This window comes from Allobosea sp. 05T422_2 (assembly GCF_056396265.1).
Genome location: NZ_JBFTLD010000251.1, coordinates 1 through 10107 on the forward strand (window position 1 = coordinate 1; position 10107 = coordinate 10107).

The following is a 10107-nucleotide window of genomic DNA, read 5'->3' on the forward strand; positions in this document are numbered from 1 at the left end:
GTCGAACTGTCCGAGCTCGTATGTGATGAAGATCACATACGAGCTCGGGTTTTTCAGGTGACACGGACGGGTGAKACTGAGCGGCTGAGCCTGCCTGGAATCCTGGCTACATCCTCGAGCGGGAGAGATTGCAATGTCAGGCCGGTMGCTCCAAAGGCCTCTGCTCTTGCCCTTGTTCTCGTTTGCATGCGTCGCCTTGGTGGCGGCGACCTCTGCGATCGCGGCGGACGCCCCGCAGCACAGGACATTTCAATCGCGGACCTGCCCGGTCTGGGACAAGGACCTGCATCATCTGCTCGACTGGAGCGAGGCGTTCAGCATCCACACGCCTGAACTGCGCCTGAGCATTCGCGCAGAAGCCCTCAAGCTTCGCGAGAGATGCCTGCGCGATCTCAGCATGGCCTCGCTCAATCGCTACGTCATGCTGATGAAGCTGCTTTACGATGACGAAGCGGACGAGGTGGAATCCTACAATTGAGACGCTAAGGACGCTGGAGGCGAAATACCTCCCTGGGCGCGCGCGGCATGTCCCTGGCGCGAATCGCTCGAGACGTCGCCGCCGGGGCGCCGACCGAAGGCGAGAAGGACCGCGCGGCGGGAGATTGACCTACATCACACTGTCATATGTGGGGAGCGTCGATCCCTGGCCAACAGGGACCACAACCATGCGCCATATAGCATTCGCTCTTCTGACAGCCGCCACGCTGGCTTTCTCTCCCGCCCATGCCGAGGATGCGAAACCCTTCGCGACCGGCAAGACGATCGACCTCACAGCCGTCCTGAAGCCGCCCCCGGCGCCGGACTCCGTCCAGACGAAGGCCGAGATCGGCGAGGTCCTCACCATTCAGGTTACGCGCACGCCGCAGATGGAAGCGCTGGCCCAGGCCGATGCCGTCGAGGATGTCTGGCGCTTCGCCGACGTGATGGGCCCGGCCTTCAAGACTGAGGCGCTGCCCGTCTTTTCGGCCTTCTTCGATCGGATCGTCGCGACCGAGGGCGCGGTGGTCGATCCGGCCAAGGACAGCTGGAAGCGGCCGCGGCCGCATCAGGCGAGCCCGCTGGTCAAGCCTGTGGTGAAGGTCTCGAATTCCGGCGCCTATCCCTCCGGCCACACCACCGTCGGGACCTTGATGGGCATCGTGCTGTCGAACATGGTTCCGGAAAAGCGCACCGAGATCATGGCCAGGGCCTGGATCTATGGCTGGAACCGCGTGATCGGCGGAATCCATTATCGCTCCGATATCGACGCCGGCCGCATCGCAGGCTCGGTTATCGCTGCGCGCATCATGGAGCAGCAGGACTTCCAGACCGAGTTCGCCGCCGCCAAGGCGGAGCTGCGCAAGGTGCTCGGCCTCTGAGCGATCAGCGAGAGACGGGTTCGGCGGCGGGTCTCTCCCCTTCCGAACCCGCGCCAGCCGATCGGCCAGCAGACGAAGCCGTCACAGCGCCATCCAAGAAGAGCGCCAGCAGCGCGGCATCAAGCTGCCTTACGATGCCGAAGCGGACGATGTGGGATTCAACGATTGAGACGGCGCCGATCTGGCTCCGTCCTGGCGACCGGCATCGCTGCGTGCCGCGTCCCGCTCGGCCGGCACGACGACTCACTCCAGTGGATCATGCTCCATCGCGCGCACGACGATCGACCAGGCAGCGCTGTTCCATCCAGCTCCCCTCCTCGTCGTTCTGGCCAACTCGGCGCCCACGAGCATCGGGTTGACGACCGGCCCTTCAAGCAGTCGCCAGACCTCGTACATCTCGCGCCACAGCGTTTGAGAACTGCTCTCGGGACCTGGTACGCTGCGACGGATCAGCTTGACCACCAGCGACCATAGTTCGTTGATCACGACGAGGGTGTAGATGCCCAACAGCCATATGCCGGTTGTTGTCCAATCAAAGTGGAAGGCCGCCCCTATCCCCAACAGAGGCACAACGATAAAAAAGGCGGCAGACGCCAATTGCAGCTGGAAGTCGGCCTTCCATTCGAGCTTCCGGAGCTTCTCGAGGTTGCCGCGGGCCCTCAAATAGCGACCCCGGCGCCATGGATCCCCCGGTTCTTCTGCTTTCTTCACCGCTTCCCCGAACCTAGACAGTTCGTGCGTCACGATCGCATCGACGAGCATCCAATCGAGGACAGGGTGCCGCATCCACGGTTGCGCCAGATAGTCTGCGACGCAGCTGTTGAACTGGTCCTCGCGGAGCCAGGTCTGATAGCGGCTTTCGTAGCCCTCCACGTATCCGCGGCCCGGATCGCGCCGCTGCCACATCACACGCTCGGCAGCCTTCCGGGCCTGGTCTTCAGCCGGGCTGCCCCACCACTGATGTTTGCCGTCGCTCAGCGCCGCCTGCGCCCTCCTGAGGACTGTGTATGACTGATGGAGACGGTCCGAGTATGCCGAGCCGTCGCCGCCTGTCTTGATCGTTTCGGCAAGCGCCGGATGGCGAGCTGTGTCATGAGCCAGCGCATCTGATGCGCGTCGAAGTCCTCCCCGGGCGAAAGGCGGATGTCGATCCATCGCGTTGTGTAGGCGATTGCCTCCGGCACCGACAGCGCTTCGCCCCGGCCGGACGGGATCGGCACGGGCCTATATTGCGGCAGGATGTCAGCGCTCAAGTCGTTGCACCAAATCCGGGGCGACGCCGACCGTGGTCGGCGGCAGCATGTTGACGCCGCGCTCGCGGGCGACTGATCTCAACTCGCGCGGCGCCATGCCGAAACGCTCCTTGAAGGTGCGGCTGAACTGCGCCTCGCTGCGGAAGCCGAAGGAAAATGCGATGGCGCCCAGCGTCTCGCCGGCGCGATCGTCGCCGTTGATCGCCTCGTAGCAACGCTGCAGCCGGCGTACCGCTTCCGCACCCGCAAGCATCTCCTCGCTCTGCGCGACGAACGCGGCCGCCTCATCGACAGTCATCAGCCGCCCTTGCCCGCTTTTTGCGTCGCCGGATCTGCTTCGCCGCACGCAGTATCAAGAGATTGCAGACGCGGCGTCAAGTACACCGAAATGTCCCACATTGGACTTCGTCAGCTTTGCTACGACGGTCCTCGGCGCGGCGAAACTGCCGGGGTTTCATGCGCGACCATCTGCACCGTGCCTTGCGCCGGATGACGGCCCGGATCGAGCACGCACTCGAACGGCGCCGGGCTTGAGGCCGGGCTCGGCGTGGTGATGGCGATTGCGATTGTCCCGCCCGGGCGCAGCGGGAGGGACGATCGCGGATCTGGGTCAACACCGCCGGGGCGGCTCAAGCCCCCCACGAAGCCCCCGTCAGGACGGCTGGCCAGCAGGCGTTCCCTGGTGAAAGACCATCTGCCAGCGGCCGTCGATGAACCGCCAGATCGAGCTTCGCAGCGTGTGCCGCTCTTCCCGGCCATGGGCGACACGAAAGCTCAGATAGGTCAGCAGGACCACGTCGTCGGCCAGGGATCGGAGAACGAAATCCCTGGCTGCMGGCACCTCGACCGTCTGGGCATTGCCCTCGGCAAAACTTCGGATCACCTCGGTCTTGTCATGGACGCCGCCGGAGCGGCAGAATTCGACAAAACCATCCGCCAGAAGCCGATCAAGGGCTTCCGGAGAGGTTCGAACCGACGGCTTGAACAGCTCTTCCTCCAGCCCCCTGATCAGGTCGAGATCCTGTTTCACCGTGCCCTCCCCGCGCCGCCCTGCCCGACCGATGTCGCATTCACGAATGCCGAGATCTGTCCGGCGTCGCGGAGATAGACCACCGGGACATTGGCGGCCGTCGCGACCCGCTCGCGCTCGATATGCGGTCGCTTGTCCCTATCGAAGGCCCAGACATATCGGAGGAAGCCGAGGAATTCCGCATCCAGCTTTTCGGTGCAGCCATCGGGGAGATCCGGCCGCGGCCGGTTCAGGATGCAGCGCCAGAGGACGCGGGCCAGGCAGGTCGTCCGCGGGGTGTCGAGCCAGATGACGATATCGGCGCGCGGCAGCCTCAGTTCGAAGGTCTGGCGGGAGTAGTTGCCCTCGCAGATCCAGGCATCGCCGGACACGGCGTCCCGCACGCGATCCCGAAAGAGCCCGGGCTCGGCCTTTGTCCAGCCGGCTTCCCAGAACAGGCGGTCGAGATGCACGACCGGCAGCGCAAGGCGCTTGCCCAGTGCTCGCGCGAGCGTCGACTTGCCGCTGCCGGCATTCCCCAGGATCACGATCCGTCGCATCGGCGCAGGCCATTCCTCTCGTTTCGACCTGCTCATACACCAGCGCGTGGACTCATCAGCGCGCAGGCGCGAAGGCTGCGAATGGTCGTGGCCGTATCCACGGCTCGCATCACCTCCCCCATCACTGCAACGCCCACAGCACCAGCCTCGATGCAGAGTGGCGCGCGGTCGCAGGTGATGCCGCCAAGGGCCACGACCGGCAGCCCGATCGCTGCCCAGCGCCGCAGCACGGTCAGGCCCAGGGCCGGGCCATAGCCGGGCTTGCTCGCCGTCGTGAAGATCGGGCTTACCGTGACATAATCGGCGCCTGCCGCTGCTGCCGCCCGGACATCGGCCTCGTCATGCGCGGAAACGCCGATCAGCGCGGAGACGCCGAGCACGGCGCGGGCCGCGGAGATCGCCCCAGCCRATTGCAGATGGACGCCCCGTGCCCCGACCCGGGCGGCGAGATCAACATCACCGCCGATCGTCAGAACCGCATCCGCCATGCTCACGAGCTCATGCAGCTGCTGCGCCAGGCTGCGGCGTTCCGGCTGATCGAGATCGCGATCGCGCAGCCAGATCCAGCGTGCCCCGCCGGCGAGCGCCGCAGAGACAAGCTGCGGCAAAGGCTTCACGGCCTGATGCCGGTCGGTGACGACGAGCAGCCGGTCGGGCAGCCTGTTCACGACCCCACAAGCCCGAGCTGCGGGCTGGACGGCTGAGCCCGCCCACGCCGCGGAATGCGCCCCGCCAAGCGGGCGTTCCAGCCGGCCTCGACGGCGTGACGCATGGCGAGTGCCATTCGCACCGGATCATCGGCCTTGGCGACGGCGGTGTTGAGCAGAACCCCGCTCGCGCCGCATTCCATGGCGATCACCGCGTCGGAGGCCGTGCCGATGCCGGCATCAACGATCACGGGCACGGGCGAGCGGGCACAGATCAGCTCGAGATTGGCCGGATTGGCGACGCCCATGCCCGAGCCGATCAGCGACCCCATCGGCATCACGGCGGCGGCCCCGAGATCAGCCAGGCGAGCGCAAATCACCGGATCGTCGTTGCAATAGGGCAGGACGACGAAGCCCTTGTCGACGAGCTGGCGCGTCGCCTCCAGCAGCTCACCGACATCGGGATAGAGCGTCTCGCGATCGCCGATCACCTCGAGCTTGATCCAGTTGGTGCCAAGCGCCTCGCGTGCAAGCTCGGCGGTGAGGATGGCGTCGCGCGCGGTTTCGCAGCCTGCCGTGTTGGGCAGGAAGCGGCGGCCGGCAAGCAGGCGCACCGTGTCGGAGCCATGGCCCTGCAGCGAAATGCGACGCAGGGAGAGCGTGACAAGATCCGAACCGCTGGCCTCGATGGCATCGACCATGATGCGCTGGCTCGGATAGCCGGCCGTGCCAATGAGGAGCCGCGACGACAATGCCGTGCCCGCCATGGTGAGGGCCTCGATCGGAGTGCTCATGTCAGCCCCCTGCGAAGGCACGGATGATTTCGACGCGGTCGTTGCGCGACAGAGGCGTCTGCGCCCAGTCGACCTGCCGGACCACGGTGCCATTGAGCGCGATCGCGAAGCCCTGCGGACCCGGCAAGTCCATCTCGGCCGTCTCCTCCTGCCAAAGCGCCGCCAGATTCTCCGCTGCGCTATCGCGGTCCTTGCCATTGATGATGAGTTTCATGAGGTTGCCTCCAGACAGGGGGTGAAGCGCGCCTGGCCGAATGACGCGGCCGGACCCGTGATGCGATTCTCGACGAGGAGTTGCTCGATCGCGGCTGCCGTGACGGGGGCGAGCAGATAGCCGTTGCGGTGATGGCCGGTCGCAACGAGCAGGCCCGCTATCCCCGTCTCACCAAGGATCGGCGCATCGTCGATCGAGGTCGGGCGGAAGCCGGACCAGATCGCCTCGACCGGCATCTCCTCGATCGAGGGCAGTGCGCGCCGGGCGCCGTCGAGCAGGGCATAGACGCCGCCAGCGGTCACGCTGTCGTCGAAGCCGCGTTCTTCCATGGTGGCGCCGACGAGGAGAGTGCCGTCGCTCTTGGGAGCGAGATGCACCTGCTCGGTCCAGACGACACGCGCGAGCGTGCCGGTCTCGGGCGTGCTGCGCAGGGCGAGTGACTGACCCTTGAGCGGGCGGACGGGGATGTCGAGCCCCTGAAATCGGGTCCAGGCGCCGGCGGCCGCAATCACGATCGGGGCCTTGCAGAGCCCGCGCGGCGTCGAGACGCCGAGAGCGCGGCCGCCGGCCAGCTCCGGCTCGGCCTCGCAGGCTTCGACCAGGTGCCCTCCGGCCGCGAGACAGGAGCGTCGTAGCGCCGCCATGACGCGCGGCGGATCGACCTGATGGTCGGCCGGGCAGAGAATGCCGGCAACGACCGAGGGCCTCAGCCCGGGCTCGCGTTCGCGGCATTGCGCCCCGCTAAGCCATGCAGCCTCGACCTCGGCGCGCCGCTGCATGTCATGGCGGAAACGCAGGCGCTCGACCTCCTCACGCCCCAGCGCGACCAGCAGGACACCGTCCCGGCGATAGTCGACGCCGAGCCCGCTCTCGGCTTCGAGCTCGCGCGCAAAACCCGGCCAGAGCCTTTGGCTTTCGAGCGCCAGTGGCAGCTGCTCCTCGCCGCCCGGMTCCAGCTCGGCGGCCGCGGCCAGCATGCCGGTCGCGGCAAGGCTTGCCCCTTGCCCGATCGTGCCACGCTCGAAAACGGTCACATCGAGCCCGCGCCGGGCCAGCCGCCAGCCGATGGACAAACCGATCAGGCCGCCGCCAATGATGGCGATATCGGTGGCGGCCGGCGCCTCGCAGGCGACGGGCCCGGAAGCGTCGCCAGATCGGCGAAGGGTGGTGTGTGGCGGGCCTCGCATAGGCAAACTCCTCGCCCGCTCGGGGAAGGAGATCTGGCAGCCCTTCGGCTGCCGGCAAGTGCCGCGACGCTCCATCCCTCCGCCGGTATGAGCCGGATCAGGTTCGAAGGATTTCCGCGCGCCTCTCCGGGGAACACCCGGTCTGCCAGCGGTTTCTCAGCCCCTTGCCGGGGATCTCCTTGGATCCGCGCAGTCTGGAGCCGGGGCGGCAGCGAGGTCAAGGCCAATCAGACACGAACGCCGGGAGGACCCCGGCTGGCGGGCCAGGGGCCGGGAATCTTCGCCGGTCCAAGGCGCTGCTGAGGCACCTCGCCTKCCGCCATTCACCCGCGCTCCGCTTCCGCTGCCGGCACGCGCGGCCAGGCGGGCAGCTTCACGAGGGAGCGCTCCGCCGGCCATGCCAACAGCCTGCATTGTCCGTAGCGCCCAAAGCAGGCGCGACGGCGGAACGTTCCGGTCCATGAGCCGTTGGACCTCTACCGCCGCGACAAGAAGGCGGTTCAGGAGAAGCCCAGTGCCTACAGACGCGGAAAAGCCGGTTGTTCTCGTTGTCGACGACGAGCCGATCATCAGGATGTATGCGGCCTTGCTCGTCGAGGAGGCCGGTTACCTCGCCGTCGAGGCAGCGACCGCCGACGAGGCCCTGGCCATTCTCGAGCAACGCGACGATGTCCGCATCCTCTTCACCGATGTCGAGATGCCGGGCTCGCTGAACGGCCTGCAGCTGGTCGAGGTCGTGCGCGAGAAATGGCCGCCGATCGGGCTGATGGTGACCTCGGGCCATGTCCGGGTCGACCCTCAGAAATTGCCTGAGCGGGCCCGGTTCTTTCGAAAACCCTATACCGAGAGCGAGATCATCAGGACGCTGAAATCCTTGCCGGCCAGCGCCTAGGCGCGCCTGACCGAATGGGCGCGAAGGAAACGGCCGATCCCCGCGCCGGGGCGGGATCGGGGCAGAGCCCAGGAAACGGGCTTGAAACGGGCTTTCCGTGCCCGACGGAGGGCTTGCATCCTTCGTGATGGCGCCGACCGGATATCCCGAGATCTGCAACTCGCCCGCGCGCAAACCGGTGAGGCACTGCGCGCAACTCGTAAACCAGCTGGAGAACTGGTAGGATCGCAGGTGGGCGACGCTTTCCGATTGCTGGGCGGACACAGCCATGCGGAAGTTCGATTACTACGACACCGTGCTGGTACCGTGGTATTCGGAAGATGACTTTCCTGCCTTGCTGGACATGGTCGGCAAGGACCCCAGGATCCCCCGCTCCTATCCCGAATGGAAGCGCCAGTTCGCTGCCGCGACGGAGCTGCTTCTGGCCAAGGGCAAGACCGTCCAGATCATCACCGTTCGCCTCGCCGAGTATCTTGAGTGGCTGCAAAACACCCATCGCAGCAACACGGTGGCGGCACGCCTGCGCTATCTGAAATGGCTGGCCACGCAAAACGGCCAGAGGGCGACCGTCCTCCCCGTGCCGGCAAGGGTGCTGTCCGACGCAGGTGGCGAGGGCTAGCCGCACAGGGTTCGCCCCTGCCAGGTCCAAGGGGCCTGTCTCCGTCATGCGGTCGCGCCTGGCAGCGAGCGCCTTTGGCGCCCCCATAGGAAACAGGCAATGGCGGCTGCTTGCACCACGGCAGCGACCGCAAACAGCGCTGCCCCATCGAAGCTCGACAGTCCGGTTGGCGACAGCGTCCGCAGAGCGCCGAACACGGCCGGCGCAAAGGAATAACTTGCCTGTCCGATGGCAACGATCAGTGGAACGACGCGGGCAACGTCTGCCTTGCCGAATTCGACCTGTGCGATGAGCGGTGGCAGGGATGTGGCATTGCCAATCCCCGCACCGAACAGAATGACGCCCATGATCATCAGCGTTGCGTTGGCATCGCCCGCGATCAGGAAGGTCAATGACCCGCCGATCTGGACCGCATAGCTCGCGCAGGCGACGAGGCGGCGGTCCGCCGAGGCAGGCATGACGAGGCCGACCACCGTCCTGCCTGCGATCGCGGCGATCGTTGCGCCGCCCATGGCCAGCCCGGCATTTTGAGGCCCGATCGCCGGGACGAGCAGGGAGAACAGATGGGCGAGAAGGCCGATCTGGGCGAACAGACCCAACGCCATCCCTGCCGCCAGCGTCAGGAAACGACGGTCCCGCCACAGCGATCCCTTTGGCATGGCCRCCGCAGCCGAAGCGCTKACCGCAGCCGGACCTGCGTCTGGCCGAATGCCGTCAGGAAACTGGCTCAGTCGCTCGGGAGTCTTTGAAAACACAAAAATCGACAGGGAGAGAATAGCGGCGATCATCGTCACGCCGACCACGATCGCCGCCTTGAGAAAACCGATGGCGAGGATGAGAGCGACCCATAGAGGTGAGAAAATCACGCCGCCGATACTGGCTCCGTTATAGGCCATCGAGAGAGCCGCAGGGCGAGAACTCACGAACCAGGGGGAGATGATCGCATTGACGGCTGCGGCGCCCATCGCAACCCAGCCCACGCCGCTCAACAGAGCTGCGCAGAAGAGTTGCCACGGCTCGCTGGCCATCGCCCAGCCGACGACCCCGGCAGCAAGCAAGGCCGCCCCGAGAGCCGTCACCACGGGAACACTCAGGCTTCGATAGAGGCGCGGCAGATTGGCGATGACGACCGCTCCGACCAGAAAGTGCAGGGTGACAGCCGCTGAGACCAAGGCCACCGACCAGCCGGTCCGTTCGACGACGGTTTGCAGGTAGATCGGCGGCMCGTAGAAACCGACGCCCCACCCGAATGCCGCCAGAACAAAGGTCGCAGCGACGATATGCCAGCCGAAGAACGGTGGCTTCGCTGAAAGAGAGGACATGATGAAGCTCCTGACGCGGCTCAGGCGCTTATGGCAGCATCGGGCGGATAAATGCTTCGGTCCCGACCGTAGCATTCCCAAAAAAGCTTCGGCGATGATCCCGCCTGCAACACTGAGGCCGGACCATTCGACAGCCCTGGCGCTGATCCGGGAAACGGGTGAAGCCGTGGCAGCGCCCCTGCCCCGCGCGGAAAACCCGGCCTCGATCCGGCTCAGGTCTTGCCTTCGACCCAGCGTCCGATCATCTGGTAC

The 10107-nt window shown here is 66.1% G+C and carries 14 protein-coding genes and 1 riboswitch; of the genes, 5 read left to right on the forward strand and 9 right to left on the reverse strand.

Features of this window, described 5'->3' with window-relative positions; all coding sequences use genetic code 11:
- Positions 1-199 precede the first annotated feature (199 nt).
- Both AC1DJT_RS29305 and AC1DJT_RS29310 read left to right on the forward strand, forming a co-directional pair.
- The gene (locus AC1DJT_RS29305; RefSeq protein ID WP_441492911.1) at positions 200-478 is read left to right on the forward strand and encodes a hypothetical protein; all 279 of its coding nucleotides are present in this window, start codon (positions 200-202) and stop codon (positions 476-478) included.
- 187 nt (positions 479-665) lie between these two features.
- Complete coding sequence (locus AC1DJT_RS29310) at positions 666-1358, forward strand: acid phosphatase (RefSeq protein ID WP_476832864.1); 693 nt, start codon at positions 666-668, stop codon at positions 1356-1358.
- A gap of 243 nt (positions 1359-1601) precedes the next feature.
- Here the strand turns inward: AC1DJT_RS29310 and AC1DJT_RS29315 are convergent, their stop codons facing one another.
- The 8 genes from AC1DJT_RS29315 to thiO all read right to left on the reverse strand — a co-directional run bounded on the left by AC1DJT_RS29315 (position 1602) and on the right by thiO (position 7022).
- Positions 1602-2513, reverse strand: coding sequence for a hypothetical protein (locus AC1DJT_RS29315; RefSeq protein ID WP_441506912.1), 912 nt, complete (start codon positions 2511-2513; stop codon positions 1602-1604).
- A gap of 87 nt (positions 2514-2600) precedes the next feature.
- Entirely contained in the window at positions 2601-2909 is a 309-nt protein-coding gene (locus AC1DJT_RS29320) for a helix-turn-helix domain-containing protein (RefSeq protein ID WP_441506913.1), read from the reverse strand.
- 354 nt (positions 2910-3263) lie between these two features.
- Complete coding sequence (locus AC1DJT_RS29325; RefSeq protein ID WP_476769700.1) at positions 3264-3641, reverse strand: nuclear transport factor 2 family protein; 378 nt, start codon at positions 3639-3641, stop codon at positions 3264-3266.
- Positions 3638-4180: a P-loop NTPase family protein gene (locus AC1DJT_RS29330; protein WP_441506914.1), complete on the reverse strand. Its 543-nt coding sequence runs from the start codon at positions 4178-4180 to the stop codon at positions 3638-3640. Before AC1DJT_RS29330 ends, AC1DJT_RS29325 begins: the two co-directional genes overlap by 4 nt.
- Positions 4181-4212: 32 nt before the next feature.
- The gene (locus tag AC1DJT_RS29335) at positions 4213-4848 is read right to left on the reverse strand and encodes a thiamine phosphate synthase (protein WP_476835422.1); all 636 of its coding nucleotides are present in this window, start codon (positions 4846-4848) and stop codon (positions 4213-4215) included.
- Positions 4845-5621: a thiazole synthase gene (gene thiG / locus AC1DJT_RS29340; RefSeq protein WP_441506916.1), complete on the reverse strand. Its 777-nt coding sequence runs from the start codon at positions 5619-5621 to the stop codon at positions 4845-4847. The genes AC1DJT_RS29335 and thiG overlap by 4 nt, the downstream gene beginning before the upstream one ends.
- A gap of 1 nt (position 5622) precedes the next feature.
- On the reverse strand, positions 5623-5835 hold the full coding sequence (gene thiS / locus AC1DJT_RS29345) for a sulfur carrier protein ThiS (protein WP_441492903.1): 213 nt from the start codon (positions 5833-5835) through the stop codon (positions 5623-5625).
- Complete coding sequence (gene thiO / locus AC1DJT_RS29350; RefSeq protein WP_476835423.1) at positions 5832-7022, reverse strand: glycine oxidase ThiO; 1191 nt, start codon at positions 7020-7022, stop codon at positions 5832-5834. Before thiO ends, thiS begins: the two co-directional genes overlap by 4 nt.
- Before the next feature lie 57 nt (positions 7023-7079).
- Positions 7080-7212: riboswitch (TPP riboswitch) on the reverse strand.
- A gap of 324 nt (positions 7213-7536) precedes the next feature.
- Between thiO and AC1DJT_RS29355 the strand changes: the two genes are divergently transcribed.
- Positions 7537-7914, forward strand: a complete 378-nt coding sequence (locus AC1DJT_RS29355) for a response regulator (RefSeq protein WP_476769705.1) — start codon at positions 7537-7539, stop codon at positions 7912-7914.
- Between the two features lie 268 nt (positions 7915-8182).
- Positions 8183-8533, forward strand: a complete 351-nt coding sequence (locus tag AC1DJT_RS29360; RefSeq protein WP_441506919.1) for a hypothetical protein — start codon at positions 8183-8185, stop codon at positions 8531-8533.
- A 44-nt stretch (positions 8534-8577) separates the two neighbouring features.
- Here AC1DJT_RS29360 and AC1DJT_RS29365 read toward each other — a convergent pair whose 3' ends face one another.
- Positions 8578-9855 (reverse strand): MFS transporter, encoded by a 1278-nt coding sequence (locus AC1DJT_RS29365; protein ID WP_476835424.1) that lies wholly within the window; start codon positions 9853-9855, stop codon positions 8578-8580.
- Here AC1DJT_RS29365 and AC1DJT_RS29370 point away from each other — a divergent pair.
- Positions 9854-10107, forward strand: a 254-nt coding sequence (locus tag AC1DJT_RS29370) for a hypothetical protein (protein WP_476835425.1), incomplete at its 3' end; no start/stop codon positions are given. The two genes, AC1DJT_RS29365 and AC1DJT_RS29370, sit on opposite strands and share 2 nt — an antisense overlap.